Genomic DNA, 26585 nt, shown 5'->3' with positions numbered 1-26585 from the left:
ATCTGGGGTTTTTTCATGCAGGCGTATCAGCGCGATTTCATTCGTTTTGCCATCGATCGCGGGGTTTTGCGCTTCGGTGAGTTCACCCTGAAGTCCGGGCGCACCAGCCCTTACTTCTTCAATGCCGGCCTGTTCAACAGCGGTTCGGCCCTGGCCCAGCTGGGGCGTTTCTATGCGGCGGCGATCGTCGATAGCTGCATTTCCTTCGATGTGCTGTTCGGGCCAGCCTACAAGGGTATTCCCCTGGCTGCGGCCACTGCCGTTGCCCTGGCCGAGCATCACCAGCGCGATCTGCCCTGGTGCTTCAATCGCAAGGAAGCCAAGGCCCATGGCGAGGGCGGTAGCCTCGTCGGTGCGCCGTTGACTGGCGACGTACTGATCATCGATGACGTCATCACTGCTGGCACGGCCATTCGCGAAGTGATGCAGATCATCGGCTCGCAGGAAGGCGCCAAGGCGGCGGGAGTGCTGATCGCCCTGAACCGCCAGGAGCGTGGTAACGGCGAGTTGTCGGCGATCCAGGAAGTCGAGCGTGACTTCGGTATCCCGGTAGTCAGCATCGTTTCCCTGAACCAGGTCCTGGAATTCCTGGCCGATGACCCGCAGCTCAAGCAGCATCTGCCGGCGGTGCAAGCCTACCGCACGCAATTCGGCGTCTGAGGTACTGGGGCGGGCTTGCCTGGCACGCCGATGTCGAGGGCAAGCCCCGCTCCTGTAGAAGGCGCAAAAAAAGACCCCGCCAGGCCAAGCCAGGCGGGGTCTTTTTTATTGCAGTGCTTAAGGGCGCTTGCGATTGCTGATCAAGGTGCCGACACCGGTATCGGTGAAGATTTCCAGCAGGATCGCGTTGGGTACGCGCCCATCGATGATCAGCGAGCTGCCAACGCCACCCTGCACGGCTTCCAGTGCGCAGCGGATCTTCGGCAGCATGCCGCCGTAGATGGTGCCGTCGGCGATCAGCTCGTCCACTTGCTGGGTGCTCAGGCCGGTCAGGACCTTGCCCGACTTGTCCATCAGGCCGGCGATGTTGGTCAGCAGCATCAGCTTTTCAGCTTTCAGTGCCTCGGCAACCTTGCCGGCCACAAGATCGGCGTTGATGTTGTAGGACTCGCCATTGGCGCCCACGCCGATGGGTGCGATCACCGGGATGAAATCACCCTTGACCAGCAGGTTCAGCAGGTCGGTGTTGATTCCAACCACTTCACCCACATGACCGATATCGATGATTTCCGCAGTGGTCATCTCAGGCGTCTGGCGGGTCACGGTGAGCTTCTTGGCCCGGATCAGCTCGGCATCCTTGCCGGTCAAGCCAATGGCGCTGCCGCCATGGCGGTTGATCAGGTTGACGATGTCCTTGTTCACCTGGCCACCGAGGACCATCTCCACCACGTCCATGGTCTGCGCGTCGGTCACGCGCATGCCATCGACGAAGTGGCTTTCGATCGACAAGCGCTTGAGCAGATCACCGATTTGCGGGCCGCCACCATGTACTACCACCGGGTTGATCCCGACCGCCTTCATCAGCACGATGTCGCGGGCGAAGCCGGTTTTCAGCTCCTCGCTTTCCATAGCGTTGCCGCCGTACTTGATCACCAGGGTCTTGCCGACATAGCGGCGAATATAAGGCAGCGCTTCGGATAGGACCTTGGCGGTATTGGCGGCGGCATCGCGTTCGATGGTCATTCAGGGCTCCGGTGCTTCAAACAATCAAAACGGTAGTTGGAGATCAGGTGCAACACGTTTCAGTTGGACGTGGAACACGTCCTTAATCCGCTGCAGTTCGGCTGCATTGTCAGCCTCGAAGCGCAGCACCAGCACAGGGGTGGTATTGGAGGCGCGAACCAGGCCCCAGCCCTTGGCATAGTCGACTCGCACCCCGTCAATGGTGGTCAGGTTGGCTCCCTCGCCCCATTGCGCGTCGTGCAAGGCATCAATGATGCTGAATTTGCTCTCTTCGGTCACATGGATATTGATTTCCGGCGTAGAAATATCGTTCGGGAAGGTCGCGAACAGCTCTTCTGCAGAGGCTTTTTCCTTGCTGAGGATTTCCAGCAAGCGCGCTGCGCTGTAGATGCCGTCGTCGAAGCCGAACCAGCGCTCCTTGAAGAACACGTGCCCGCTCATTTCGCCAGCCAGCAGGGCACCGGTCTGCTTCATTTTCTTCTTGATCAACGAATGGCCGGTCTTCCACATTAGCGGGCGCCCGCCGTATTCCTTGATCAACGGAATCAGGCGTCGGGTGCACTTGACGTCGAAGATGATCTCCGCGTCCGGGTTGCGTGCCACCACATCCTTGGCGAAGAGCATCAGCAGACGGTCGGGGAAGACAATGCTTCCGGTGTTGGTGACCACACCGACGCGATCACCATCGCCGTCGAAGGCCAGGCCCAGGTCGGCCCCGGTTTCCTTGACCTTGGCGATCAGGTCCTCGAGGTTCTCGGGCTTGCCCGGGTCCGGGTGGTGGTTGGGGAAGTTGCCATCCACATCACAGAACAGTGGGATGACTTCGCAGTTCAGGGCTTCGATCAGTTGCGGGGCGATGACCCCTGCGGCGCCGTTGCCGCAATCGACCACCACCTTCAGGCGGCGAGCCAGCTTCACGTCCCGAGTGATCTCCTCGAGGTAGCGTGGAAGGATGTCCACCTTGGTGATGCTGCCTTGGGCGCTGCTCAGGTTATTGCTCTTGAGGCGCTCGTGCAGGGCCTGGATCTGTTCATTGGCCAGGGTGTCGCCGGCTATGACGATCTTGAAGCCGTTGTAGTTCGAAGGGTTGTGGCTGCCGGTGAGCATGACCCCGGACTTGCCGGCCAGTACGTTGGCTGCGTAATACAGGGCAGGGGTCGGAACCAGGCCGACATCGCTGACGTGGCAGCCGCTGTCATGCAGGCCCTGGATCAGTTGTGCCACCAGCTCCGGGCCGGACAGGCGGCCATCGCGGCCTACGCAGACGTTCGGCTCGCCCTGGGCCAGGCTCTGGGAGCCGATGGCGCGGCCGATCCAGTAGGCGGTTTCGGCGGTCAGGGTTTGCGGTACGACACCGCGGATGTCGTAGGCGCGAAAGATGCTGTCGGGAAATTTCGGGGCGACTTTGGCTGCGTTGCTCATCACTGAGGGTGCTCCATCTGAAGGGGTGCAGTACGGCCGTGGAAGGACAGGCCGGCAGGCTCAAACTGAAGGGTATGACGGCGTTTTCAGCATAGAGTTCGTACTGCGAAAGTGCCATCCGGGGGCTATGGCTGGTGTGCCATCACGCCGGAACTGGAGCGGGCAGGGCGCGAAGTCGCCAGCGATAACCGGCGACCGTTCATCCTGAAACTTCCCTGGTGGAGGGGCGGGCCGGGCAGGAGGCCCGGCCTGCGGCTTGTATCAGTGGCTGCCGGAATGGCCAAAGCCGCCGGCGCCGCGCTGGCTTTCGTCAAATGCCTCGACCACCTCGAAATGGGCCTGGACCACAGGTACCAGTACCAGTTGGGCGATGCGTTCGCCGACAGCGATGTTGAAGGCGCTCTGACCGCGGTTCCAGCAGGACACCATCAACTCGCCCTGGTAGTCCGAATCGATCAGGCCCACGAGGTTACCCAGTACGATGCCGTGTTTGTGGCCCAGGCCGGAGCGGGGCAGGATCAGGGCGGCCAGGCCCGGGTCGCCGATGTACACCGACAGGCCAGTAGGGATCAGCAAGGTCTGGCCCGGTTCCAGTACGGTGTCTTCCTTGAGCATGGCGCGCAGGTCGAGGCCGGCGGAGCCTGGCGTGGCGTACTGCGGCAGGGGGAATTCGTTGCCGATGCGTGGGTCGAGGATCTTGGCTTGTAAAGCGTGCATGCGAGTTAAACCTGGTTCAGCCGTTCGGCGATGAAAGAGATCAGCTGGCGGGCAATCTTGCCTTTGCTGGTCTGGGCGAAGAGGGTTGCGTGCAACTCTCGGTCAATCACGCTGCAGGCGTTTTCCTCGCTGTTGAAGCCAATGCTCGGGTTGGCCACGTCGTTGGCGACGATCAGGTCGAGGTTCTTGTCCTTCAGTTTGCGTGCAGCGTAGTCGAGCAGGTGTTCGGTCTCGGCGGCGAAGCCGACACTGAACGGGCGGTCCGGACGGGTGGCGATGGTGGCCAGGATGTCTGGATTGCGCACCATTCGTAGTAGTAGGCCATCGCCGTTCGTAGGGTCTTTCTTCAATTTTTGTGGGGCGACGACTTCTGGGCGGTAATCCGCGACCGCCGCAGAGGCGATGAAAACATCGCACGGGATGGCCGCCTCGCAGGCTGCGAGCATGTCGCGAGCGCTGACAACGTCGATCCGCGTGACCCTGTCGGGGGTGGGCAGGTGGACCGGTCCGGTGATCAAGGTCACTCGGGCACCGGCCTCGACAGCGGCCTCGGCCAACGCGAAGCCCATTTTTCCTGAGCTATGGTTGGTGATGTAGCGCACCGGATCGATATTTTCCTGGGTCGGACCAGCAGTGATCAGTACATGCTTGCCGGTTAGTGCCAGGTGCTGGAAGCAGTCGGCAGCGCAGAGTGCGAGGTCGTTGGCCTCGAGCATGCGGCCCAGGCCGACGTCGCCACAGGCCTGGCTCCCGGAGGCCGGGCCGAACACCCGCAGGCCGCGGCTTTGCAGGAGCTGGGTGTTGGCTTGGGTGGCGGGGTCGCGCCACATGGCCTGGTTCATCGCCGGGGCGATGGCCACGGTGGCGTCGGTGGCCAGGACCAGGGTGGTCAGCAGGTCGTCGGCCATGCCCTGGGCCAGGCGAGCGATCAGGTCGGCCGTGGCGGGGGCGATCAGGACGAGATCGGCCCACTTGGCCAGCTCGATGTGTCCCATGGCGGCTTCGGCCGCCGGGTCCAGCAGGTCAAGGTGGACCGGGTGCCCGGAGAGGGCCTGCAGGGTCAGTGGTGTGATGAATTCACTGCCGCCCCGGGTCATGACCACGCGCACTTCGGCGCCCTGGTCGAGGAGTCGGCGAACCAGCTCCGCGCTCTTGTAGGCGGCAATGCCGCCACCGATGCCGAGCACGATGCGTTTGCGATACAGCCGCTGCATAAGCCTGTCTTTCCGTTCAATGATTGCTGCGTGGCATGCCCCCTCCCCAGGTGAAATACCACGCAAAAAAGAGGGGGCTAAGATAGCACAGCGTCCGCTGTGGAACAGCGGCGCCATGCACAGGGAGGTGTGATGAGCATTCGTGATTGGCCCGCGGCGGAGCGCCCGCGGGAAAGGCTTCTGGAGCAAGGTGCGGTCAGTCTTTCCGATGCCGAGTTACTGGCGATCTTCCTGCGTACCGGGGTCGCGGGTAAAAGCGCGGTCGACCTGGCGCGGCATTTGTTACAGCGCTTTGGCAGCTTGCGTAGCCTGTTGGAGGCCGACCAGTGGACCTTCACTCGCCAGCTGGGGCTTGGGCCGGCCAAATATGCCTTGTTACAGGCCGTGCTGGAGATGGCGCGAAGGCATTTGGCAGAGAAGCTGCACCGGCAGTCTGCACTGGAGAACCCGCTGGTGGTCCGCGACTACCTGAAGTCGGTGCTGAGGCACGAGCCCCATGAAGTATTCGGTTGCCTGTTCCTGGATACCAGGCATCGGGTCCTGGCTTTCGAAATCCTGTTCCAGGGTTCGATCGACAGCACGACGGTGTATCCGCGACAAGTGCTCAAGCGCACTCTGGTCCACAACGCGGCAGCCGTGATTCTTTGCCACAACCATCCGTCGGGTATCTCCGACCCCAGCCCTGCCGACCGGGTCGTGACCCGGCGCTTGCAGCAGGCGCTGGAGCTTATCGATGTGCGGGTGCTGGACCATTTCATCGTCGGTGAGGGCGATCCATTGTCGATGGCCGAATACGGCTGGCTCTAGCTGCGCGGCAAGCCCGGGGCTGAGGGGCCTGCCGCTGGCGGACTGGAGTCACTGGAGGCTGATCTTGGAGTAATCCTGTCGGCCGAATGGGCTCACCTGATAACCCTGGACCTGCTTGCGGGTCAGGGCAAAGGCGGTTGGGTGGGCCAGGGGCAGCCACAGTGCCTGCTGCTGGATCTGGATCTGGGCCTGCTGGTACAGCTTGCTGCGTACGCCCTGTTCGCTGGTGGTCTTGCCGGCGGTGATCAACTTGTCCAGGTTCTGGTCGCAATAGCGGGCGAAGTTGGTGCCGGATTTGACTGCCGCGCAGGTGAACTGTGGCGAAAGGAAGTTATCCGGGTCGCCGTTGTCGCCGGCCCAGCCCATGAACAGCAGGTCGTGTTCGCCGGCCTTGGCCCGGCGGATCAGCTCGCCCCATTCGATCACGCGGATTTCCGCCTGGATCCCCACTTGTGCCAGGTCCGATTGCAGCATTTGCGCGCCCAGGCTCGGGTTGGGGTTGAGCAGGCTGCCAGAGGGGCGAGTCCAGATAGTGGTCTGGAACCCACTCTTCAGGCCGGCCTTGGCCAGCAGTTGGCGAGCCTTCTCTGGATCGAAGGCGTAGCCGGGCAGCTCTTTGGCGTAGCTCCAGGTATTAGGCGGATAGGGACCATTGGCCGCTTCGCCGGTGCCTTCGAATACCGCCTTGAGGTAATTGGCCTTGTCGAATGCCAGGTTGATCGCCTGGCGTACTTCGGGTTTGTCCAGGGGTGGGTGCTGGCTATTGATGGCAACGAAAGCCGTCATGAACGCAGCGGTGTGCTCTATCTTGAGGGTCGGGTCGGTACTGGCGGCCTGGACGTCCAGGGGTTTTGGCGACAAGGCGATCTGGCATTCGTTGCGCCGCAGTTTCTGCAGGCGCACATTGGCATCCGGGGTGATGGCGAAGATCAGCGAATCCACGGTGGGCTTGCCGGCAAAGTAGTCGCGGTTGGCCCTGTAGCGGATCGCCGCATCCTTCTGGAACCGGCTGAAGATGAATGGGCCGGTGCCGATGGGCTGGCTGTTGAGCTTCTCTGGGCTGGCGGCCTTGAGCAACTGGTCGGCGTACTCGGCCGAATAGATAGAGGCAAAGCCCATGCTCAGGGTGGCGAGGAAGGTCGAGTCGGCGTGATCCAGGGTGAAACGTACCGTCAACGGGTCCAGGGCGTCGATCTTCCTGATCAGGCCGGGCAGTTGCAGCGATTGCGCATGGGGAAAACCGCTCTGGGCGACCTGATGCCACGGCTGTGCCGGATCGAGCATCCGTTCGAAGCTGAACTTGACGTCCTCGGCGGTGAGTTCGCGGCTGGGGGTGAAGTAGTCGGTGCGATGGAACTTCACTTTTGGATGCAGCCTGAACACGTAGGTCAGGCCGTCGCTGGAAATCTCCCAGCTGTCGGCCAGGCTGGGGACCACCTTGCCGCTGCTGGCATCGAATTCCACCAGGCGGTTCATCAATACGTCGGCGGAAGCATTGGTGGTGGTCAGTGAGTTGTATTGCACCACGTCGAAGCCTTCCGGGCTGGCTTCGGTACAGACGCTCAGCGCGGCGGCCTGGGCCAGTGGGCTCAGGAGAGGGGCGAGCAGGAGCGGGAGGGCGGCGAGACGCATGGTCGGGTTCCTTGTGCAGATCGAAAGCCCATCTGCGAGTGCAGTCTGGAATGGCCTTACCCTAGTGGCCTCGTGGAGAAATGACTATCTCCTTTTGCATCCGCCACCGATCCCTGTCGTTCGCAGTCGTGCAAGGACCGCGGCCAGGCGATCGCGCGAGGCCTTTTGGCTGTGCCGGAAAGGTCTTCCAGGAGGCGTTGTATCGCTGGTGATCCGGTTTTGTGATGGGCTGGAGGATGCTGAAAACTATTCAGCGACGAGCGGTAGTTTTCTGCGGTAGCCTTTGCCGCAAGCGTCCGGCGCAAGAAATTCAGGACTTTTCGTCATCCAGAACACCACGGCTGTTGTTGCTATTGGGTCTTTCTGGTATAAAGCAGCGCTCTTTTCTAGGGGCCCGGTTCCTTGCACTTGTAGGTGTAGCCGGTAAGACCCTAAAGAAACGCGGCGCCTGGCGCCAAATGACTGAGAGATTAAGCGGCCAACCCATGCCGGGTTGGGCATGTGGTTTTAGAGGGCTGAGGCATGTCTAGAGTCTGTCAAGTTACCGGTAAGGGTCCGGTGACTGGGAATAACATTTCCCACGCAAACAACAAAACCCGTCGTCGTTTCCTGCCGAACCTGCAGCATCACCGCTTCTGGGTTGAGTCCGAGAAACGTTTCGTGCGTCTGCGCGTATCTGCCAAAGGCATGCGTATCATCGACAAGCGCGGTATCGACGCCGTTCTGGTCGACATCCGTCGCGATGGCGGCAAGGTTTAAGGGAGCTAATCATGCGTGAATTGATTCGTTTGATCTCGAGCGCCGGTACTGGTCACTTCTACACTACCGACAAGAACAAGCGTACTACTCCGGACAAAATCGAGATCAAGAAATACGATCCGGTTGTTCGTAAGCACGTGATCTACAAAGAAGGCAAAATCAAGTAATTGATTTTTCTTCTGACAAAAAAACCCGCCTTCAAGCGGGTTTTTTTGTGCCTGCGATTCAGGCTTTCTGTTCGAAGGCCACGTAGACCTTGCGGCAGGGCTCCAGCACTTCCCAGGTGCCCTTGAAGCCGGCCGGAATCACGAACCGATCGCCGGCGCGCAGGGTCTTGGCATTGCCGTCGCTGTCGCGCAGTACCGATACGCCCTGCAGGATCTCGCAGTACTCATGCTCGGTGAAGTCCACCGTCCACTGGCCCACGGCGCCTTCCCAGACTCCTGCATTGAGTTGGCCGCAGGGGCTGGCGTAGTGGTTGAGCACCGCTTGCTCGGGGTCGCCCTTGAGGATTTTTTGTGCGGCGGGCCGGTAGCGTTCGACCTCGGTGTTGGCCTGGCTGAAGTCGACGACGTTGTGGATGCTCATTCTTGTATTCCCCCGTGATTGCGGCGCGAGTGGCTATGAAGGGCAGAGTCTATGTTTATTAAAATGCACATAGCAATCCGCTTTGCCGGGGCTCTGTCAAATATATTGAAAGTGCAGGTCCCGCTGGTTTAGGGTGGCGGGTGCCTTGGGCCGAAAACAGGCTGGCCGGGCAGAATTCTTCAAGAGTGCCAGCGCCATATGCGCGGCGCTTGCATCCAAAATAAGAGGAGGCTACTCGCATGACCACCCTGACTCGTGCCGACTGGGAACAACGCGCCCGTGAACTGAAGATCGAAGGCCGCGCGTACATCAATGGTGAATACACCGCATCCGCTTCCAATCAAACGTTCGAATGCATCAGCCCGGTCGACGGCCGTGTGCTGGCCACCATCGCCAGCTGCGATGCGGCAGACGCCCAGCGCGCAGTGGAAAACGCCCGCGCTACCTTCAACTCCGGTGTCTGGTCACGCCTGGCCCCGGCCAAGCGCAAGTCGGTGATGATCCGTTTCGCCGGTTTGCTCAAGCAACATGCCCAGGAACTGGCCCTCCTGGAGACCCTGGACATGGGCAAGCCCATCACCGACTCCCTGGAGATCGATGTCCCCGGCGCGGCGCAGGCCCTGAGCTGGAGCGGCGAGGCCATCGACAAGATCTATGACGAAGTCGCCGCAACCCCCCATGATCAGCTGGGCCTGGTCACCCGCGAGCCGGTGGGCGTAGTCGCCGCTATCGTGCCGTGGAACTTCCCGTTGATGATGGCCTGCTGGAAGCTGGGACCTGCGCTGTCCACCGGTAACTCGATAATCCTCAAGCCGTCGGAAAAGTCACCGCTGACGGCGATCCGCATTGCCGCCCTGGCGGTGGAAGCCGGGATTCCCGCCGGCGTGTTCAACGTGCTGCCAGGCTACGGCCATACCGTCGGCAAAGCCCTGGCCCTGCACATGGACGTGGATACCCTGGTTTTCACCGGCTCCACCAAGATCGCCAAGCAACTGCTGGTTTACTCCGGCGAGTCGAACATGAAGCGCGTCTGGCTCGAGGCGGGCGGCAAGAGCCCGAACATCGTGTTCGCCGATGCCCCGGACCTGCAGGCCGCCGCCGAGTCGGCAGCCAGCGCCATCGCCTTCAACCAGGGCGAAGTCTGCACCGCAGGTTCCCGCCTGCTGGTGGAGCGCTCCATCAAGGACAAATTCCTGCCGCTGGTAATCGACGCCCTCAAGGGCTGGAAACCGGGCAACCCGCTGGACCCGGCCACCAATGTCGGGGCGCTGGTGGATACCCAGCAGATGAACACCGTGCTGTCCTACATCGAGGCCGGTCATGCCGATGGTGCCAAGCTGGTGGTCGGTGGCAAGCGCACCCTGGAAGAAACCGGCGGCACCTATGTCGAGCCGACGATCTTCGACGGTGTCAGCAATGCGATGAAGATCGCCCAGGAAGAAATCTTCGGCCCGGTGCTGTCGGTCATTGCCTTCGATACGGTGGAGGAGGCGATCCAGATCGCCAACGATACCCCTTACGGGTTGGCCGCCGCAGTGTGGACCGCGAATATCTCCAAGGCCCACCAGACCGCTCGTGCCTTGCGCGCCGGTAGTGTCTGGGTCAACCAGTACGACGGTGGCGACATGACTGCGCCGTTCGGTGGCTTCAAGCAATCGGGCAACGGTCGTGACAAGTCGCTGCATGCCTTCGACAAGTACACCGAGCTGAAGGCGACCTGGATCAAGCTCTGAATCCTCGCCAGTAAGCCCGCCCCTCAAGGGGCGATCGATCGCAGCGCAGCCGGACTCTCCGCATGGGGAGTCCGGCTGTGTTGTCTATGCCTTGCAGAACAATGATCCACAGGAGCGTGGAAATGCGTTGGGCGACCTATTTCGCCGTTTTGTCCGCCGTCCTGAGCGTAGGGCTGGCCCTGGGCATGACCATGCCGCTGGTGTCCTTCCGGTTGGAGGGCTGGGGCTATGGGCCTTTTGCCATCGGCGTGGTGGCGGCGATGCCGGCTATCGGGGTGCTGCTCGGCGCGAAGGTTTCCAGTCGCCTGGCGGCTCGTCTTGGTACCGCCAACCTGATGCGCCTGTGCTTGTGGGCAGGAGCCTTGTCCATCGGCCTGCTGGCGCTGCTACCCAGCTACCCGGTATGGCTGGTGTTGCGCCTGGTCCTGGGCATGGTGCTGACCATCATCTTCGTGCTCGGGGAAAGCTGGATCAACCAACTGGTGGTGGAGCAATGGCGCGGGCGCCTGGTCGCGCTCTATGGCAGCAGCTATGCCTTGAGCCAGCTGGCCGGTCCCTTGCTGTTGGGCGTGCTGGGTACCGAGCATGACTACGGCTTCTGGGTGTCGGTGGGCTTGTTGGCGGTGGCGCCCTTGCTCCTGCTGGGTCGCAGCGGCGCACCGGCCACCGAATCATGCAGCGTGACCCTGGTGGATCTCTGGCGCTTTTGCCAGACGCTGCCGGCAATTGGCTGGGCAGTGGCGCTGTTCGCGACCTTCGAAGCGCTGATTCTCACCCTGTTGCCGGTGTATTGCCTGAGCCAGGGTTTCAGCCAGGACATCGCCCTGGCCATGGTCAGTACCGTGGTGGTGGGCGATGCCCTGCTGCAGTTGCCCATCGGGGCCCTGGCCGATCGAGTGTCGCGGCGTGGCTTGTTCACCGGCTGCGTGGTGGTCCTGCTGTGCTCCAGCCTGGCCATTCCCCTGTTACTGGATAGCCGCTGGCTGATCTGGCCGCTGTGGGTGCTGTTCGGGGCCAGCGCGGGAGGTTTGTTCACCCTTTCGTTGATCCTGATCGGCGAACGCTATCGTGACGATGCCCTGGTTCGGGCCAATGCCCATGTGGCCCAGCTCTGGGGCATTGGCTGCCTGATCGGCCCGCTGGTGGCGGGGGCGGGCAGCCAGTGGGTCAGTGGCCATGCCATGATGCTGCTGGTGGCGGCGGGTGCCTTCGGGCTGTTGCTCCTGCTGCTGCGACAAGGCGCCTTCGGCAGTCACCAGGCACAGGCCCTGTAGCGACTACAGCATGCGTTCCAGGCCGATGCGGGTGCTCAGCCAGGCATTGATCCGGCGCCACCAGTTGCCGGGTTCGTGATCCAGGCTATGCAGTCGGCCCTGGTCCTCGGTGACCCAGGTCAGCTTGCCGTCTTCCAGCTTGACCTCGTAGCTCAGGCTCGGCGCCATCCCTTGCTGGGCCAGGTCGCGGACGTGGCCGGCCAGCTCCGGGCTGTCCACCAGCACCCCGACCTCGGTGTTCCACAGCACCGAGCGCGGGTCGAAATTGAATGAGCCGATGAAGCTCTTGCGCTGGTCGAAGATCATCGCCTTGCTGTGCAGGCTGGAGTCGGACCCATGCAGCACGCCATGGAACAGTCGTGGGCCGCTGCCGCCACGCTCTCCGGGCTGACGGCGCAGTTCATAGAGTTTCACCCCGTGCTCCAGCAGCGCCTTGCGATAGGGCGCGTAGCCGCCATGGACCACGGGGACGTCGGTCGCCTCCAGGGAGTTGGTCAGGAGGCTCACCGAGACCCCGGCGTCGGCACGCCCAGTCAGGTACACCAGCCCGGGCTGGCCGGGGACGAAGTAGGCCGAGACCATGATCAGTTCCTTGCTGACACCCTTGAGCTCCGGTGCCAGCTGGGTGGTCAGCAGCAGGTGCGGATCGGGGTCGCCCTTGGCCAGTACCTTGGTGGGAGCGTCCCACAGGGCTTGGTTCCAGGCCCAGATCAGTTCCTTGCGCCAGGTCTGCATGCGGGGTTGGCGCTGGTAGGTCATCAGTTGGCGGTACAGGGCCTGGTTTTGCCGGCGACTGTCCTGCAGTGATTCCTCCAGGCGCAGGCGAGTGTTGCGCAGCTCGCGTGCCGAGGGCGCATGGGACAGGAACTCTTCCACCGGCCGGCTCAGGGCGCTGTTCCAGTACTGGTCGAAACTGTGGCCCAGCTGTTCGGCCACCGGCCCCATGCTGAGCATGTCGATATCGGTGAAGTTCAGGTTCGGCTCGGCGTCGAAGTACTCGTCTCCAAGGTTGCGTCCGCCGACGATGGCCGCGCTGTTATCGGCCAGCCATAGCTTGTTGTGCATCCGCCGGTGTTGTTGCGAGAGGTTGAACAGGCGGCCCATGGTCCGGGTGAGGCCGGTGCTGCGCCCCAGGTGCAGTGGGTTGAACAGGCGGATCTGGATCTGTGGATGAGCGGCCAGGGTGGCGATGATCTGGTCCAGGCCGTCGCTGGTGGTGTCGTCCAGCAGGATGCGTATGCGCACGCCGCGGTCGGCAGCCTGGAGCAATTCGTCCACCAGCATCCGCGTGCTGATGCCGTCATGGACGATGTAGTACTGCAAGTCGAGGCTGCTTTGCGCGTTGCGGATCAGCTCGGCGCGGGCCATGAAGGCCTCGGTGCTGTTGGGAAGCAGGCGAAAGCCAGAGCGCCCCTGGTGGGCGGCGGCCTGGTCGCGGATCGACTGGGCGAAGCCCGAGTCATTGGCAGGCAGGACCTGGCTGGGCCGGTACGGCACCTGCGAGGTGGCGCAGCCAGCCAGGAGGCCCAGCAGCAGGAGCAGGGGAAGTGCCTGTTTAGGGCTCAAGTGGGGGCATCTCGCATGACGGCACGGTTGGCATGGGTGGCGGCGAAGGCCGGGCGTCAGTCCTGGGATTGCTCCAGCAGCTTGATGACCGCGGCACCGACTTTGCGTACCGCATCTTCGATCTGCGCGGTTGGCTTGGCAGCGTAGTTCATCCGCAGGCAGTTACGATACTTGCCCGAGGCGGAAAAGATGCTGCCTACGGCGATCTGTACGCCTTGCTCCAGCAGGACACGGTTGAGCTTCAGAGCATCGAAGCTCTCGGGAAGTTCGATCCATAGCAGAAAGCTGCCTTGTGGGCGGCTGGCCCGGGTACCGGCAGGGAAGTAGCGACTGACCCAATCGAGCATCATGTCGCGGTTGCGCTGGTACTGGCTGCGCATTTTGCGCAGGTGCGGTTCGAAATGTCCTGCCTTGAGGAACTCGGCGATGGCGATCTGGGGTTGTGGGGCGGTGGAGCCGGTGCTGATGTACTTCATGTGCAGCACGCGCTCCAGGTAGCGGCCCGGCGCGACCCAGCCGATGCGCAGCCCGGGCGCCATGGTTTTCGAAAAGGAGCTGCACAGCAGGACGCGGCCGTCTTCGTCGAAGGACTTGATGGTCCGCGGGCGCGGGTAGGTATAGGCCAGCTCGCCATACACATCGTCTTCGATGATCGCCACGTCGAAGCGCTGGGCCAGGGTCAGCAGGGCGCGCTTGCGGGCCTCGGGCATGATGTAGCCCATGGGGTTGTTGCAGTTCGGGGTCAACTGTATGGCCTTGATCGGCCACTGTTCCAGGGCCAGCTCTAGGGCTTCCAGGCTGATGCCGCTGACCGGGTCGGTGGGGATCTCCAGGGCCTTCATGCCCAGGCCTTTGAGGGTCTGCATGGCGCCGTGGAAGCTCGGCGAGTCCACGGCGACGATATCCCCGGGCTCGCAGATGGCGCGGATGCTGGTGGACAGCGCCTCGTGGCAGCCAGTGGTGACCACCAGGTCATTGGCCCCCACCTGGCAGCCGGAATCGAGCATCAGCCGTGCTATCTGCTCGCGCAGTTCCAGCACGCCGTAGATGTTGTCGTAATGCAGCCCGGGCATGTCCTGTCGCCGGCTGAGCCGGGCCAGGGCCCTCAGCAGTGGCTTCATGGTCGGCGTGGTGATGTCCGGCATGCCGCGTCCCAGCTGTACGACATCCTTGCGCGGCACCGCGCGGACCAGTTCCAGCACCTGGTCCCACTGGGAAATTTCCACCGGACGCTGCGCCGGTCGTCCTACGGCGGGCAGGGCGGGCAGCTCGCGACTGTGGGGGACGAAGTACCCGGACTTGGGCTTGGGCATCGCCAGGCCGTTGTCTTCCAGCAGGCGATAGGCCTGCTGCACGGTGCTCAGGCTGACCCCATGTTCGACGCTCAGGGCGCGTACCGACGGCAAGCGATCACCCGGGCGATAGAAGCCCTGTTCGATACGGGTGCCCAGGAGTTCGGCGAGATTCACATAGAGGGTCATGGCATTGACTCGTAGTGGTGGCCGTGATGACCAGTACAGATAGGGTCTAAATACAGGATTCAGGCGTATTTCAGTGAAATCTGTATGGAGTTAATACAGGTGCTTTGGGTCTGTATTGGATTTTGCTTGCCACGCATCATGTCGGCTCATGGCAACTTGAGCAACAGGAGCAATGCAAATGAACGGCTTGAGCGATGTGCGGCTGTCGTTACACGGTCAGGAACTGGTGGCTGAACAGGAGCAAACGGCAGGAAGGGCGTCGTCGCGCTCCGCGCCGTCCTGCCTGGGCCGCTGGGGTCTGTACTGGCATCGGCTGCGTACCCGTAGAGCCTTGCTGGAGCTGTCTGCCGAGCAGTTGCGGGATGTCGGCCTGAGTCCCGACGAAGCCCGAGAGGAGGGGCTCAAGCCCTTCTGGCGCCAGTAACCGCGATCGGCCAGGGCCTGTGTGCCCTGGCCTGGGGCGGCGATCAGGCCAGCTCTTTGAGGCGGTGCCAGAGCATGCCCAGGGCCAGCAGCGGCGAGCGCAGGTGCTTGCCGCCGGGGAAGGTGATGTGCGGCACCTTGTCGAACAGATCGAACCCGCCACCGTGCTGGCCGCCGATGGCTTCTCCCAGCAGCTTGCCCGCCAGGTGCGTGGCATTCACTCCATGGCCGGAGTAGGCCTGGGCGTAATACACATTGGGCTGGTCCTTGAGGCGGCCTATCTGCGGCAAGCGGTTGGCACCGATGCCGATCATCCCACCCCACTGGTAGTCGATCTTCACGGCGGACAACTGCGGAAAGACCTCCAGCATCTTCGGTCGCATATAGGCGGCAATGTCCTTGGGGTCGCGTCCCGAGTAATGGCAGGCGCCGCCGAACAGCAGGCGGCGATCGGCCGAAAGGCGGTAGTAGTCCAGGGCTACACGCTGGTCGCAGACGGCCATGTTCTGCGGCAATAGTTCGTGGGCCTGTTCCGGGCTCAGGGGCTCGGTGGCGATGATGTAGCTGCCGGCGGGCAGGACCTTGCCACCCAGTTGCGGGTTGAGGTCGTTGAGGTAGGCGTTGCAGCCCAGCACCAGGGTCTTGGCGCGCACCGTGCCGCGTGCCGCATGCACCTTGACCTCGGCGCCGTAGTCGATGCGAGTCACCTGCGAATGCTCGAACAGGCGCACCCCCAGCCGTTCGGCGGCCTGGGCCTCGCCCAGGGCCAGGTTCAGCGGATGCAGGTGGCCGGAGCCCATGTCGACCAGGCCGCCGACGTAGCGCTTGGAGCCCACCACACTGTGCATTTCATTGGCCTGCAGCAGGCGGGTCTCGTGGCGATAGCCGAGGCTGCGCAGTTCTTCGGCCTCTTCGGCAAACCCCTCGAGTTCGGCGGGCTTGTTGGCCAGGTCGCAGTAACCCCAGGTCAGGTCGCAGGGAATCTGGAAGCGCTCGACGCGCTGGCGGACGATCTCCACCGCCTCCAGGCCCATGAGTTTCATCTGCCGCACGCCTTCGCTACCGATTACCTTGGTGAACTGTTCCAGGCCGTGACCGACGCCCCGAATCAGTTGGCCGCCGTTGCGTCCACTGGCACCCCAGCCGATCTGGCGAGCCTCCAGGAGGACCACGCTGAACCCGCGTTCGGCCAGCTCCAGTGCGGTGTTGAGCCCCGAGAAGCCGCCACCGACCACGCACACGTCTGCGATCTGCTCGCCGCTCAGGGCCGGGTAGTCCGGTTGCGGCAGGCTGCTGGCGGCGTAGTAGGAGGCGGGGTGCCGGTCGCTGGCGGCGTGCTGGAGGCTGGCGGGCATGAAGGGCGTCGTCCTGATCGGGTCTGGAAAATGCACGGAGGATAATCCGCGCCTTTCCGGCGGAGCAACCGCAGGGCGGTCGGCGCTGACCTGGCGGGGGGATTTAAGGCAGAATTAACGGCCGTCCACGCGCCTGTAGGCCTTTTAATGAGCTGTAACCGCCAGATCGTCCGTAGCCTGCGCCAGCAGATTCCTTCCTTCGAGTGTGTGCCCGGCTGCCACGACTGCTGCGGCCCGGTCACCACGTCCCCGGAAGAAATGTCCCGGCTGCCACGCAAGACCGCGGCGGAGCAGGACGCGGCCATGGCAGAGCTCGACTGTGTGCACCTGGGGCCCGAAGGCTGCACGGTGTATGACGAGCGTCCGCTGATCTGCCGCTTGTTCGGCACCACGCCGAGCCTGCCATGCCCCAATGGCCGGCGCCCGGTGGAGCTGATCCATCCGCAGGTCGAGAAGCAGATCCACGACTACATGGCCAGCCAGCGCCAGGTGCTGGTCTAGCCCTCTTCAGTCGGGAATCGGCAGGCTCAGGCTTTCCTTCACTTCTTCCATCACGATGTAGCTCTTGGATTCGCGGACGTGGGGCAGCTTGAGCAGGATGTCCCCCAGGAGCTTGCGATACGAAGCCATTTCAGAAATCCGCGCCTTGACCAGGTAGTCGAAGTCGCCGGATACCAGGTGGCATTCCAGCACATGGGGCAGCTTGAGCACCGCCCGGCGGAACTCCTCGAAGGTGTCGCCGGACTTGTAGTCCAGGCTGATCTCGACGAAGACCAGCAGGCTGCCCTTGAGGTGCTGCGGGTTGAGGCGAGCGTTGTAGCCCATGATGATCCCCTCGCGCTCCAGGCGCCGCACCCGTTCGGTGCAGGGCGTGGTGGAGAGCCCGACCCGTTCCCCCAGCTCGGTGAAGGAAATGCGTCCGTCGGCCTGCAGGATGCGCAAGATGTTGCGGTCGATCTTGTCCAGGGCGCGGCGGGTCTGGTGGTTGGTTCTCATAGGGGATGCCCCTCCGTGAAAAGCGATATTGCCGAGAATTCTCGCCAAATATAGGCGGTTATATAGTGAAAATCACTGCCTGATGTTTCTTACACTGCGCGCATCTTTGCATCGAATAACAACCAGCGGCGGTCAGCCGCGATGAGGATATGAAAATGCGCGTTCTGGTCTTGGGCAGTGGCGTTATCGGAACCACCAGTGCCTACTATCTGGCTCAAGCCGGATTCGAAGTGACCGTGGTGGACCGTCAGCCTGCCGTTGCCATGGAAACCAGCTTCGCCAACGCCGGCCAGGTATCGCCAGGTTATGCCTCGCCCTGGGCCGCTCCGGGTGTTCCGCTCAAGGCCATCAAGTGGCTGTTGCAGCGCCATGCGCCGCTGGCGATCAAGGCCACCACCAGCATGGATCAATACCTGTGGATGGCGCAGATGCTGCGTAACTGCACCGCCAGCCGCTACGCCGTGAACAAAGAGCGCATGGTGCGCTTGTCCGAATACAGCCGTGACTGCCTCGACGAACTGCGGGCGGAGACCGGCATCGCCTATGAAGGCCGCAGCCTGGGCACCACTCAATTGTTCCGTACCCAGGCACAACTCGACGGTGCGGCCAAGGACATCGCCGTGCTCAAGGAGTCCGGTGTGCCTTTCGAATTGCTGGATCGCGACGGTATCGCCCGGGTCGAGCCGGCCCTGGCCAGCGTCACCGATATCCTCGCCGGTGCTCTGCGCTTGCCCAACGACCAGACCGGCGACTGCCAGATGTTCACCACTCGGTTGGCGGAGATGGCCACCAAGCTGGGCGTCGAGTTCCGTTTTGGCCAGGACATCCAGCGCCTGGATTTTGCCGGTGACCGGATCAACGGTGTGTGGATCGACGGCAAGCTGGAAACCGCCGACCGCTACGTGCTGGCGCTGGGCAGCTATTCACCGCAACTGCTCAAGCCGCTGGGCATCAAGGCTCCGGTCTACCCGCTCAAGGGCTACTCGCTGACGGTGCCGATCACCAATTCGGCGATGGCCCCGACGTCCACCATCCTGGATGAAACCTACAAGGTCGCGATCACCCGTTTCGATGACCGCATCCGGGTGGGTGGCATGGCCGAGATCGCCGGTTTCGATCTTTCGCTGAACCCGCGCCGGCGCGAAACGCTGGAGATGATCGTCAACGATCTTTATCCTCAGGGCGGCGACCTGTCCCAGGCCAGTTTCTGGACCGGCCTGCGACCCACTACCCCGGACGGTACGCCGATCGTTGGCGCCACACCGTATCGCAACCTGTTCCTGAACACTGGCCACGGTACCCTCGGCTGGACCATGGCCTGTGGTTCGGGCCGCCTGTTGGCGGACCTGATGGCCAAGAAAAAGCCGCAGATCAGTGCCGAAGGTCTCGATATTTCCCGTTATGGCAACCCTCAGGAGTCCGCTAAGCATGCCAATCCAGCGCCAGCTCACTAATGAGCGCATGAGTCAGATCGTCGTCCACGGCGGTACGCTCTACCTGTCCGGACAGGTGGGGGACGACATGCAGGCCGGTATCGAGCAGCAGACCCGGGAAACCCTGGGTAATATCGAGCGCCTGCTGGACCTGGCGGGTACCGACAAGACCCGGTTGTTGTCGGTAACCATCTACCTGAAGGACATCGACGCCCATTTCGAAGGCATGAACAGTGTCTGGGACCAGTGGTTGCCCAAGGGTGTCGCCCCGGCCCGGGCCACGGTCCAGGCCAAGCTCTGCGAGCCGCAAATCCTCGTCGAGATGTCAGTAGTGGCCGCTGTGTCCTGAGTGACAAGATCCCTCTCCCGGCGCCGGTGGCGGTTCGCTGCCCGCCAGCGCCGGTTTTTATTCCCATGACCGCCTAGAAGTCTGCCGCCATGCGCCCTGCCCGTGCCCTGATCGATCTCCAAGCCCTGCGTCACAACTACCAACTGGCCCGTGAAGTCTCGGGCGCTCGCGCCCTTGCGGTGATCAAGGCCGATGCCTACGGCCATGGCGCGGTGCGTTGCGCCCAGGCACTGGCGGACTGCGCCGACGGCTTCGCCGTGGCCTGCATCGAAGAAGCCCTGGAGCTGCGCGCGGCGGGTATCCGTGCTCCGGTATTGCTGCTGGAGGGCTTCTTCGAGGCCTCCGAGCTGGCACTGATCGTCGAGCATGATTTCTGGTGCGTGGTGCACTCGCTGTGGCAACTGGAGGCCATCGAGCAGGCGACGCTGGCCAAGCCAGTGACCGTATGGCTCAAACTGGATTCGGGCATGCACCGGGTGGGTTTGCATCCCAAGGACTATCACGCCGCTTACCAGCGGCTGCAGGCCAGCGGCAAGGTCGAGAAAATCGTGCTGATGAGCCACTTCGCCCGCGCCGACGAGCTGGATTGTCAAAGCAGCAGCGAGCAGGTCGCAGTATTCGAGGCTGCCCGCGAAGGCCTGGAGGCCGAAGTCAGCCTGCGCAACTCGCCCGCGCTCATGGGCTGGCCGGATGTGCCCAGCGACTGGGTGCGCCCGGGCATCATGCTCTACGGGGCGACGCCGTTCGAGGAAAGCAATGCGGTTGCCCAGCGCTTGCAGCCAGTCATGACCCTGGAGTCGAAGGTGATCTGTGTGCGTGAGCTGCCTGCCGGTGAGCCTATTGGCTATGGCGCCAAGTTCATCACTGACAAGCCGATGCGCATCGGTGTGGTGGCGATGGGGTATGCCGATGGTTATCCACGCCATGCGCCAACGGGGACCCCGGTGCTGGTCGCTGGCCAGCGCAGCCGCCTGTTGGGGCGGGTTTCCATGGACATGCTGTGCATCGACCTGACCGATGTGCCCCAGGCCGGCCTGGGGTCGACCGTAGAGTTGTGGGGCAAGAACATCCTGGCCAGCGATGTGGCCCTGGCTGCTGGGACCATCCCTTACCAGTTCTTCTGCAACCTGCGCCGGGTACCGTTGGTGTACTGCGAAGGCTGAGATGGCGCGAGCTGTGCCGAAAGTCGCCTATCCTGGGGGAATCCGGGCCAAGTGTTGTAAATACTGAACGCTGTCGCCATGATAACGCTCGATTACAACAACGCCTGATTCCCGCCTAGGAGACTGCCGCATTGGACGTCGGTGAACGACTGCAATCCATCCGTAAACTGAAAGGTCTTTCCCAGCGTGAACTCGCCAAGCGTGCGGGCGTCACCAACAGCACCATTTCAATGATCGAAAAAAACAGTGTCAGCCCTTCGATCAGCTCGTTGCGCAAGGTGTTGGGCGGTATTCCCATGTCCATGGTGGAGTTCTTTTCCGAAGAGGTCCTCCAGGAAACACCTTCTCAGATCGTCTACAAGGCACATGAACTGATCGACATCTCCGATGGTGCCGTGACCATGAAACTGGTGGGTCGGGCCCATCCGAGCCGCGCGATTGCCTTTCTCAACGAGATCTATCCGCCCGGTGCCGACACTGGCGAAGAGATGCTCACCCATGATGGCGAGGAAACCGGAATCCTGCTTGAAGGCCGCCTGGAGTTGGTGGTCGGCCTGGAGACATTTGTCCTGGAAGCCGGTGACAGCTACTACTTCGAAAGCACCAAGCCACACCGTTTCCGCAACCCATTCGATGTTCCGGCGCGACTAATCAGCGCAGCCACGCCAGCCAACTTCTAGGTTTAGAGGCGTCCTGCAAGGTTTGCAGAGAGTCCTCCAGCGACATTTCGCCGCGATCAAGACCCCTTCGACTTTGGGGTTGTTTCAGTGTGACGGGCTAACCGTTATACTTTCGCCCGCCTGCGAAACCGTGGCCGCAGGCGTGACTAGCCACCATTGAGGGTGTACGCGTGAACCTAATTATGAAAATGCTGGCCGCACCAGCAACCGTATTGGCCCTTTGGGCAGTCAGCGCTCAAGCTGCGACCAACGACGATATCGCCAAGCGCCTCGAGCCGGTTGGCCAGGTCTGTGTCCAGGGGCAAGAATGCAAGGGGATGGAAGTCGCTGCCTCCGCAGGTGGCGGCGGTGGGGCGAAATCTCCGGACGACGTGATCGCCAAGCACTGCAACGCTTGCCACGGCACCGGCCTGTTGGGCGCTCCGAAAATCGGTGATACCGCTGCCTGGAAAGAGCGCGCCGATCATCAAGGTGGCCTCGACGGCATCCTGGCCAAGGCCATTACCGGCATCAACGCCATGCCTCCGAAAGGCACCTGCGCCGACTGCTCCGATGAGGAGCTCAAGGGCGCCATCCAGAAGATGTCCGGCCTGAAATAAGCGGTCATCTGCAGCGAAAAAGCCGCTTGCGAGCGGCTTTTTTGTGGGCGCGATTTGACCTGCACCCTGTTCAATGCAGCAAACTCCCGGCAAGCTCGGTCCAACCCCAATTCACGGATGGTTCCAGGAGGGTCCGATGCTGCAATCCTGTTCTATCGAGCGTGCGGTGGATGAAGTGCTCGCTCGTTTGCCGCAACACATTCACATGGGCATGCCCCTGGGTCTGGGCAAGCCCAACCGCTTCGCCAATGCCCTGTATCGTCGGGTTGCCCAACTGCCCGAACGCCAGCTGACCCTCTACACCGCCTTGAGCCTGGGCCGGCCTGCATTGGGCGATGGTTTGCAGCGACGCTTTCTGGAGCCCTTCGTCGAGCGGGTGTTCGGTGATTACCCGGAACTGGATTTTCTCGCCGCCCTGCACCGCGACAACCTGCCAGCCAACATCCGTGTCGAGCAGTTTTTCATGCAACCTGGCAGCCTGCTGCACAGTGACGTGGCGCAGCAAGACTATGTCAGCAGCAACTACAGCCATGCCGCCCGGGACATCAATGCCGCAGGCCTGAACCTGGTCGCCCAGCTCGTGGCGCGCCATCCGCAACAGCCAGGGCGCCTGAGCCTGAGCTGCAACCCGGACATCACCCTGGACATGCTGCCGATGATCGCCAAGCGGCGCGACGCCGGGGAGACCATCCTGCTGCTCGGCCAGGTTCATCGCGACCTGCCCTATATGCCGGGCGATGCCGAGATCGCTGCCGCGGACTTTGACCTGCTGATCGATGAAGACGAATGCAGCACGCTGTTTTCCACGCCCAACATGCCGGTAGGCGTGCAGGATCATTGCATTGGCCTGCATGCCAGCACCCTGGTGCGTGACGGCGGTACCTTGCAGATCGGCATCGGCTCCATGGGGGATGCGCTGACGGCCGCGCTGCTGGCGCGCCAGGCGGATAACGATGGTTATCGGGCTGTACTCGCGGACTTGCAGGTGGGCTACTGGCAGTCGTTGATCGATCGCGAAGGTGGGGTCGAACCCTTTGCCCAGGGGCTCTATGGCTGCAGCGAAATGTTCGTCAACGGCCTGTTGGCCCTGGCTGATGCCGGGATCGTGCGACGCAAGGTCTACCCCAGCGTGGAGCAGCAGCGCCAGGCCAATACCGGCACCCTGGACCCGGCCACCGCAGGCGGGGTCTCGATCCATGGCGGATTTTTCCTGGGGCCACGCAGTTTCTACCAGCGCTTGCGCGAGCTACCCCAGGACAAGCTGGCGGAATTCAACATGAGCGCCATCAGCTACATCAACGAGCTGTATGGCCACGAAGAGCTCAAGCGCCTGCAGCGTCGCGATGCACGCTTCATCAACAGCGCATTCACCATGACCTTGCTGGGCGCCGCGGTGTCCGACCAGTTACAGGATGGGCGGGTGTTGAGCGGCGTGGGCGGGCAGTACAACTTCGTGGTCCAGGGCCATGCCCTGGCGGATGCCCGTTCGGTGCTGATCCTGCGCAGTTGGCGGGAGTCGGCAGGGGAGGTCAGTTCCAACATCGTCTGGGAGTACGGCCATTGCACCATCCCGCGGCACCTGCGGGACATCGTCATCACCGAGTACGGCATCGCCGATCTGCGGGGCAAGTCCGATGCCAAGGTGATCGAGGCGCTGCTCAACATCAGCGACTCACGCTTCCAGCCAGGATTGATGGAGCAGGCACAGAAAGCCGGCAAGCTGCCCAGGGACTTCCGCCTGGATCCGCGCTTTGCCGATAACAGCCCACAGCGCTTGCTGGACATCCAGGCGCGCCATCGCCATCTGTTCCCAGAGTATCCGCTGGGCAGTGATTTCACCGCTCAGGAGCGTGATCTGCTGCGGGCGCTGAACTGGCTCAAGAGCAAGTTCAAGCTCAGCGAGATCCTCGAGTTGGGCAAGGCGGCCTTCGACGCGCCGGAGCCCGGGGCGTTTCCTGAACACCTGGAGCGCATGGGGCTGGAACAGCCCGAGGGCCTGCGTGAAGACCTGTACCAGCGCTTGTTGCTGGCCGGCCTGCAGGCCACCCGTCAGCCGTGAGCCTGGTGCCTGGTCACTCGATGAAAGTGACCACGCCGCCGGCCAGGGATTTGACCCGCGCCAGGGATTCCACGCGGTAGCCCTGGGAGTCCAGTTCGGCGCGGCCGCCCTGGAAGGACTTTTCGATCACGATGCCCAGGCCGGCCACGGTGGCGCCGGCCTGCTTGATGATCGAGATCAGGGCCTGGGAAGCCTTACCGTTGGCCAGGAAGTCGTCGATGATCAGCACGCGGTCGCTGCTGGTCAGGTGCCGTGGCGAAATAGCCACGGTGCTTTCTACCTGCTTGGTGAAGGAGTACACGGTGGCCGACAGCAGGTTCTCGGTCAGGGTCAGGGACTGGTGCTTGCGAGCGAAGATCACCGGTACACCCAGGTTCAGGCCGGTCATGATCGCTGGAGCGATGCCGGAGGCCTCGATGGTCACGATCTTGGTGATGCCCGAGTCCTTGAACAGCCTGGCGAATTCGTCGCCGATCAACTTCATCAACTGCGGATCGATCTGATGGTTCAGAAAGGCGTCGACTTTCAATACTTGATCGGAAAGCACGATGCCTTCTTCGCGAATTTTCTGGTGCAGTGCTTCCACGGAGCTTCCTCTAATGGCCGCTATGGGGCCAAGGGTCTGTTAAAAAATAGTCGATTTTACCGCTTTAGCATCGCGCGTATATCAGCCAAAGCATTATTGCCGCGAACGGCCTTGACCTCGGTCGGCGTGTCGTCGTTGCCTTCCCAGGCCAGGTCGTCCGGCGGCAGTTCGTCGAGAAAACGGCTTGGCGCGCAGTCGATGATTTCGCCGTACTGCTTGCGCTTGGCCGCGAAGGTGAAGGCCAGGGTCTGGCGCGCCCGGGTGATGCCCACGTAGGCCAGGCGTCGCTCCTCCTCGATGGTATCGGCTTCGATACTGGAGCGGTGGGGGAGGATTTCCTCTTCCATGCCCATGATGAACACGTAGGGAAACTCCAGGCCCTTGGAGGCGTGCAGGGTCATCATCTGTACCCCTTCGGCGCCGTCTTCCTCTTCCTGCTGGCGCTCCAGCATGTCCCGCAGGACCAGCTTGCCGATGGCATCCTCGACGGTCATCTCGCCGTCTTCGTCCTTTTCCAGGGTGTTCTTCAGGGCCTCGATCAGGAACCAGACGTTGCCCATCCGGTAGTCCGCGGCCTTGTCGCTGGAGCTGTTGGTGCGCAGCCAGTTCTCGTAGTCGATGTCCATGACCATGCTGCGCAGGGCGCCGATCGGGTCCTCGCCGGCGCACTGCTCGCGGACCCGGTCCATGAAGCGCTTGAAGCGCGCCAGGCGGTCGGTGAAGCGGCTGTCCAGATGCTCGCCGAGGCCGATTTCCTCGGTGGCGGAATACATCGAGATACCGCGCCCGGTGGCGTAGTTGCCGAGTTTCTCCAGGGTCGTGGAGCCGATTTCCCGGCGCGGCACGTTGATCACTCGCAGGAATGCGTTGTCGTCATCGGGGTTCACGATCAGGCGGAAGTAGGCCATCAGGTCCTTCACTTCCTGGCGACCGAAGAAGCTGTTGCCGCCGGACAGGCGATAAGGCACCTGGTGGTGCTGCAGCTTCAACTCGATCAGCTTGGCCTGGTAGTTGCCCCGGTAGAGGATCGCGAAATCGCTGTAGGGACGGTTGGTGCGCAAGTGCAGGGTGAGGATTTCCATGGCCACTCGCTCGGCCTCGGCGTCCTCGTTCTTGCAGCGGATCACGCGGATCTCGTCGCCGTGGCCCATCTCGCTCCACAGCTGCTTTTCGAACTCGTGGGGGTTGTTGGAGATCAGCACGTTGGCGCAGCGCAGGATGCGGCTGGTGGAGCGGTAGTTCTGCTCCAGCATCACCACTTTCAAGGATGGGTAGTCGTCCTTGAGCAGCATCAGGTTTTCCGGGCGCGCGCCGCGCCAGGCATAGATCGACTGGTCATCGTCGCCCACCACGGTGAACTGGTTGCGCGTGCCGATGAGCATCTTCACCAGTAGGTACTGGCTGGCGTTGGTGTCCTGGTACTCGTCCACCAGCAGGTAGCGCACCTTGTTCTGCCACTTTTCCAGGATGTCGGCGTGTTCTTCGAACAGCTTTACCGGCAGCAGGATCAGGTCGTCGAAGTCCACCGCGTTGAACGCCTTGAGCGTGCGCTGGTAGTGGGTGTAGACGATGGCCGCGGTCTGTTCCTTGGGGTTGCGCGCGTTTTCCAGGGCCTGGGCGGGCAGGATCAGGTCGTTCTTCCAGGCGCCGATCATGTTCTTGATCTCGTCGACGCCGTCGTCCCCGGAGTATTCCTTTTGCATGATGTCGGTCATCAGGGCCTTGACGTCGGTCTCGTCGAAGATCGAGAAGCCCGGCTTGTAGCCCAGCCGCACATGCTCCTTGCGGATGATGTTCAGGCCCAGGTTGTGGAAGGTCGAGACGGTCAGGCCGCGACCCTCGCCGCTGCGCAACAGGGTGCCGACCCGTTCCTTCATTTCCCGCGCCGCCTTGTTGGTGAAGGTCATGGCGACGATGTACTGGGCGCGGATCCCGCAGTTCTGGATCAGGTGAGCGATCTTGCGGGTGATCACGCTGGTCTTGCCGGAGCCGGCACCGGCGAGCACCAAAAGAGGGCCGCCGACGTAGTTCACGGCTTCTTGCTGCCGGGGATTGAGTCGGGACAT

Annotated in this window: 25 protein-coding genes and 1 pseudogene; 14 read left to right on the top strand and 12 right to left on the bottom strand. The window is 62.4% G+C overall.

What is annotated here, in order from left to right; all coding sequences use genetic code 11:
• Window positions 1–15 precede the first annotated feature (15 nt).
• A complete protein-coding gene (gene pyrE / locus ATY02_RS00130) occupies window positions 16–660 on the top strand; it encodes an orotate phosphoribosyltransferase (protein ID WP_068577672.1) in 645 nt (214 codons plus the stop codon).
• Window positions 661–777: 117 nt separating this feature from the next.
• Here pyrE and argB read toward each other — a convergent pair whose 3' ends face one another.
• From argB to coaBC, 4 genes and pseudogenes are all read right to left on the bottom strand, one after another.
• The gene (argB, locus tag ATY02_RS00125; protein ID WP_068577677.1) at window positions 778–1683 is read right to left on the bottom strand and encodes an acetylglutamate kinase; all 906 of its coding nucleotides are present in this window, start codon (window positions 1681–1683) and stop codon (window positions 778–780) included.
• A 24-nt stretch (window positions 1684–1707) separates the two neighbouring features.
• A pseudogene (locus ATY02_RS00120) lies at window positions 1708–3108 on the bottom strand (phosphomannomutase/phosphoglucomutase); the annotation flags it as partial.
• 258 nt (window positions 3109–3366) lie between these two features.
• Window positions 3367–3822: a dUTP diphosphatase gene (gene dut / locus ATY02_RS00115; protein ID WP_068577681.1), complete on the bottom strand. Its 456-nt coding sequence runs from the start codon at window positions 3820–3822 to the stop codon at window positions 3367–3369.
• A 5-nt stretch (window positions 3823–3827) separates the two neighbouring features.
• Entirely contained in the window at window positions 3828–5036 is a 1209-nt protein-coding gene (gene coaBC / locus ATY02_RS00110) for a bifunctional phosphopantothenoylcysteine decarboxylase/phosphopantothenate--cysteine ligase CoaBC (RefSeq protein WP_068577683.1), read from the bottom strand.
• Between the two features lie 132 nt (window positions 5037–5168).
• Here coaBC and radC point away from each other — a divergent pair, with 132 nt between their 5' ends.
• Window positions 5169–5843, top strand: coding sequence for a RadC family protein (gene radC / locus ATY02_RS00105; RefSeq protein ID WP_068577685.1), 675 nt, complete (start codon window positions 5169–5171; stop codon window positions 5841–5843).
• A 48-nt stretch (window positions 5844–5891) separates the two neighbouring features.
• Here radC and ATY02_RS00100 read toward each other — a convergent pair whose 3' ends face one another.
• Window positions 5892–7475 carry an ABC transporter substrate-binding protein gene (locus ATY02_RS00100; protein WP_068577687.1) on the bottom strand — a complete coding sequence of 528 codons (1584 nt, stop codon included), beginning with the start codon at window positions 7473–7475 and terminating at the stop codon, window positions 5892–5894.
• A gap of 522 nt (window positions 7476–7997) precedes the next feature.
• Between ATY02_RS00100 and rpmB the strand changes: the two genes are divergently transcribed.
• Together rpmB and rpmG are read left to right on the top strand one after the other, a co-directional pair.
• Window positions 7998–8234: a 50S ribosomal protein L28 gene (gene rpmB / locus ATY02_RS00095; protein ID WP_031320695.1), complete on the top strand. Its 237-nt coding sequence runs from the start codon at window positions 7998–8000 to the stop codon at window positions 8232–8234.
• Between the two features lie 11 nt (window positions 8235–8245).
• Window positions 8246–8401, top strand: a complete 156-nt coding sequence (gene rpmG, locus ATY02_RS00090; protein WP_003177274.1) for a 50S ribosomal protein L33 — start codon at window positions 8246–8248, stop codon at window positions 8399–8401.
• 58 nt (window positions 8402–8459) lie between these two features.
• Here rpmG and ATY02_RS00085 read toward each other — a convergent pair whose 3' ends face one another.
• A complete protein-coding gene (locus tag ATY02_RS00085) occupies window positions 8460–8822 on the bottom strand; it encodes a cupin domain-containing protein (protein WP_068577689.1) in 363 nt (120 codons plus the stop codon).
• 239 nt (window positions 8823–9061) lie between these two features.
• On the opposite strand from ATY02_RS00085, the gene ATY02_RS00080 reads away from it, so the two are divergent.
• Window positions 9062–10555: an aldehyde dehydrogenase gene (locus tag ATY02_RS00080; protein ID WP_068577690.1), complete on the top strand. Its 1494-nt coding sequence runs from the start codon at window positions 9062–9064 to the stop codon at window positions 10553–10555.
• A 122-nt stretch (window positions 10556–10677) separates the two neighbouring features.
• Complete coding sequence (locus tag ATY02_RS00075) at window positions 10678–11829, top strand: MFS transporter (RefSeq protein WP_068577692.1); 1152 nt, start codon at window positions 10678–10680, stop codon at window positions 11827–11829.
• 3 nt (window positions 11830–11832) lie between these two features.
• Here ATY02_RS00075 and ATY02_RS00070 read toward each other — a convergent pair whose 3' ends face one another.
• Both ATY02_RS00070 and ATY02_RS00065 read right to left on the bottom strand, forming a co-directional pair.
• On the bottom strand, window positions 11833–13395 hold the full coding sequence (locus tag ATY02_RS00070) for a phospholipase D family protein (RefSeq protein ID WP_068577697.1): 1563 nt from the start codon (window positions 13393–13395) through the stop codon (window positions 11833–11835).
• Between the two features lie 56 nt (window positions 13396–13451).
• Entirely contained in the window at window positions 13452–14876 is a 1425-nt protein-coding gene (locus tag ATY02_RS00065) for a PLP-dependent aminotransferase family protein (RefSeq protein ID WP_068577699.1), read from the bottom strand.
• A 178-nt stretch (window positions 14877–15054) separates the two neighbouring features.
• Here ATY02_RS00065 and ATY02_RS00060 point away from each other — a divergent pair, with 178 nt between their 5' ends.
• On the top strand, window positions 15055–15300 hold the full coding sequence (locus ATY02_RS00060) for a DUF1127 domain-containing protein (protein WP_068577701.1): 246 nt from the start codon (window positions 15055–15057) through the stop codon (window positions 15298–15300).
• A gap of 43 nt (window positions 15301–15343) precedes the next feature.
• On the opposite strand, the gene ATY02_RS00055 is transcribed toward ATY02_RS00060, so the two are convergent.
• Window positions 15344–16654, bottom strand: a complete 1311-nt coding sequence (locus ATY02_RS00055) for an NAD(P)/FAD-dependent oxidoreductase (protein WP_068577703.1) — start codon at window positions 16652–16654, stop codon at window positions 15344–15346.
• Between the two features lie 147 nt (window positions 16655–16801).
• Here ATY02_RS00055 and ATY02_RS00050 point away from each other — a divergent pair, with 147 nt between their 5' ends.
• Window positions 16802–17155: a YkgJ family cysteine cluster protein gene (locus ATY02_RS00050; RefSeq protein WP_068577704.1), complete on the top strand. Its 354-nt coding sequence runs from the start codon at window positions 16802–16804 to the stop codon at window positions 17153–17155.
• 6 nt (window positions 17156–17161) lie between these two features.
• Here ATY02_RS00050 and ATY02_RS00045 read toward each other — a convergent pair whose 3' ends face one another.
• Window positions 17162–17650: an Lrp/AsnC ligand binding domain-containing protein gene (locus ATY02_RS00045; RefSeq protein WP_011064210.1), complete on the bottom strand. Its 489-nt coding sequence runs from the start codon at window positions 17648–17650 to the stop codon at window positions 17162–17164.
• Between the two features lie 155 nt (window positions 17651–17805).
• Here ATY02_RS00045 and dadA point away from each other — a divergent pair, with 155 nt between their 5' ends.
• The 6 genes from dadA to ATY02_RS00015 all read left to right on the top strand — a co-directional run bounded on the left by dadA (window position 17806) and on the right by ATY02_RS00015 (window position 23933).
• Complete coding sequence (gene dadA, locus ATY02_RS00040; RefSeq protein ID WP_068577706.1) at window positions 17806–19104, top strand: D-amino acid dehydrogenase; 1299 nt, start codon at window positions 17806–17808, stop codon at window positions 19102–19104.
• Entirely contained in the window at window positions 19079–19432 is a 354-nt protein-coding gene (locus ATY02_RS00035; protein WP_068577707.1) for a RidA family protein, read from the top strand. The genes dadA and ATY02_RS00035 overlap by 26 nt, the downstream gene beginning before the upstream one ends.
• Before the next feature lie 89 nt (window positions 19433–19521).
• Window positions 19522–20595, top strand: coding sequence for an alanine racemase (gene alr / locus ATY02_RS00030; protein WP_068577708.1), 1074 nt, complete (start codon window positions 19522–19524; stop codon window positions 20593–20595).
• 131 nt (window positions 20596–20726) lie between these two features.
• Window positions 20727–21275 carry a cupin domain-containing protein gene (locus ATY02_RS00025; RefSeq protein WP_011064206.1) on the top strand — a complete coding sequence of 183 codons (549 nt, stop codon included), beginning with the start codon at window positions 20727–20729 and terminating at the stop codon, window positions 21273–21275.
• A gap of 182 nt (window positions 21276–21457) precedes the next feature.
• Window positions 21458–21874, top strand: coding sequence for a c-type cytochrome (locus tag ATY02_RS00020; RefSeq protein ID WP_068577709.1), 417 nt, complete (start codon window positions 21458–21460; stop codon window positions 21872–21874).
• Between the two features lie 136 nt (window positions 21875–22010).
• Complete coding sequence (locus ATY02_RS00015) at window positions 22011–23933, top strand: acetyl-CoA hydrolase/transferase C-terminal domain-containing protein (protein WP_068577711.1); 1923 nt, start codon at window positions 22011–22013, stop codon at window positions 23931–23933.
• A 13-nt stretch (window positions 23934–23946) separates the two neighbouring features.
• Here ATY02_RS00015 and ATY02_RS00010 read toward each other — a convergent pair whose 3' ends face one another.
• Both ATY02_RS00010 and rep read right to left on the bottom strand, forming a co-directional pair.
• Window positions 23947–24519, bottom strand: coding sequence for a xanthine phosphoribosyltransferase (locus tag ATY02_RS00010; RefSeq protein WP_068577713.1), 573 nt, complete (start codon window positions 24517–24519; stop codon window positions 23947–23949).
• Window positions 24520–24575: 56 nt separating this feature from the next.
• Window positions 24576–26585 carry a DNA helicase Rep gene (rep, locus tag ATY02_RS00005; RefSeq protein ID WP_068577716.1) on the bottom strand — a complete coding sequence of 670 codons (2010 nt, stop codon included), beginning with the start codon at window positions 26583–26585 and terminating at the stop codon, window positions 24576–24578.

This window comes from Pseudomonas sp. BIOMIG1BAC (genome assembly GCF_001705995.2).
Lineage (GTDB): Bacteria > Pseudomonadota > Gammaproteobacteria > Pseudomonadales > Pseudomonadaceae > Aquipseudomonas > Aquipseudomonas sessilinigenes.
This window is presented reverse-complemented; position numbering and strand designations above follow the sequence as displayed.

Bases quoted from the DNA above. Each gene is read 5' to 3' on its own strand.
- ATY02_RS00080 (WP_068577690.1), top strand. From the start codon at position 9,062: ATGACCACCCTGACTCGTGCCGACTGGGAACAACGCGCCCGTGAACTG.
- ATY02_RS00060 (WP_068577701.1), top strand. From the start codon at position 15,055: ATGAACGGCTTGAGCGATGTGCGGCTGTCGTTACACGGTCAGGAACTG.
- ATY02_RS00065 (WP_068577699.1), bottom strand. From the start codon at position 14,876: ATGACCCTCTATGTGAATCTCGCCGAACTCCTGGGCACCCGTATCGAA.
- ATY02_RS00045 (WP_011064210.1), bottom strand. From the start codon at position 17,650: ATGAGAACCAACCACCAGACCCGCCGCGCCCTGGACAAGATCGACCGC.
- ATY02_RS00020 (WP_068577709.1), top strand. From the start codon at position 21,458: ATGAAAATGCTGGCCGCACCAGCAACCGTATTGGCCCTTTGGGCAGTC.
- ATY02_RS00075 (WP_068577692.1), top strand. From the start codon at position 10,678: ATGCGTTGGGCGACCTATTTCGCCGTTTTGTCCGCCGTCCTGAGCGTA.
- rpmB (WP_031320695.1), top strand. From the start codon at position 7,998: ATGTCTAGAGTCTGTCAAGTTACCGGTAAGGGTCCGGTGACTGGGAAT.
- argB (WP_068577677.1), bottom strand. From the start codon at position 1,683: ATGACCATCGAACGCGATGCCGCCGCCAATACCGCCAAGGTCCTATCC.
- rep (WP_068577716.1), bottom strand. From the start codon at position 26,585: ATGTCCCGACTCAATCCCCGGCAGCAAGAAGCCGTGAACTACGTCGGC.
- pyrE (WP_068577672.1), top strand. From the start codon at position 16: ATGCAGGCGTATCAGCGCGATTTCATTCGTTTTGCCATCGATCGCGGG.
- coaBC (WP_068577683.1), bottom strand. From the start codon at position 5,036: ATGCAGCGGCTGTATCGCAAACGCATCGTGCTCGGCATCGGTGGCGGC.
- ATY02_RS00085 (WP_068577689.1), bottom strand. From the start codon at position 8,822: ATGAGCATCCACAACGTCGTCGACTTCAGCCAGGCCAACACCGAGGTC.
- radC (WP_068577685.1), top strand. From the start codon at position 5,169: ATGAGCATTCGTGATTGGCCCGCGGCGGAGCGCCCGCGGGAAAGGCTT.
- dadA (WP_068577706.1), top strand. From the start codon at position 17,806: ATGCGCGTTCTGGTCTTGGGCAGTGGCGTTATCGGAACCACCAGTGCC.
- alr (WP_068577708.1), top strand. From the start codon at position 19,522: ATGCGCCCTGCCCGTGCCCTGATCGATCTCCAAGCCCTGCGTCACAAC.
- ATY02_RS00100 (WP_068577687.1), bottom strand. From the start codon at position 7,475: ATGCGTCTCGCCGCCCTCCCGCTCCTGCTCGCCCCTCTCCTGAGCCCA.
- rpmG (WP_003177274.1), top strand. From the start codon at position 8,246: ATGCGTGAATTGATTCGTTTGATCTCGAGCGCCGGTACTGGTCACTTC.
- dut (WP_068577681.1), bottom strand. From the start codon at position 3,822: ATGCACGCTTTACAAGCCAAGATCCTCGACCCACGCATCGGCAACGAA.
- ATY02_RS00015 (WP_068577711.1), top strand. From the start codon at position 22,011: ATGCTGCAATCCTGTTCTATCGAGCGTGCGGTGGATGAAGTGCTCGCT.
- ATY02_RS00035 (WP_068577707.1), top strand. From the start codon at position 19,079: ATGCCAATCCAGCGCCAGCTCACTAATGAGCGCATGAGTCAGATCGTC.
- ATY02_RS00050 (WP_068577704.1), top strand. From the start codon at position 16,802: ATGAGCTGTAACCGCCAGATCGTCCGTAGCCTGCGCCAGCAGATTCCT.
- ATY02_RS00055 (WP_068577703.1), bottom strand. From the start codon at position 16,654: ATGCCCGCCAGCCTCCAGCACGCCGCCAGCGACCGGCACCCCGCCTCC.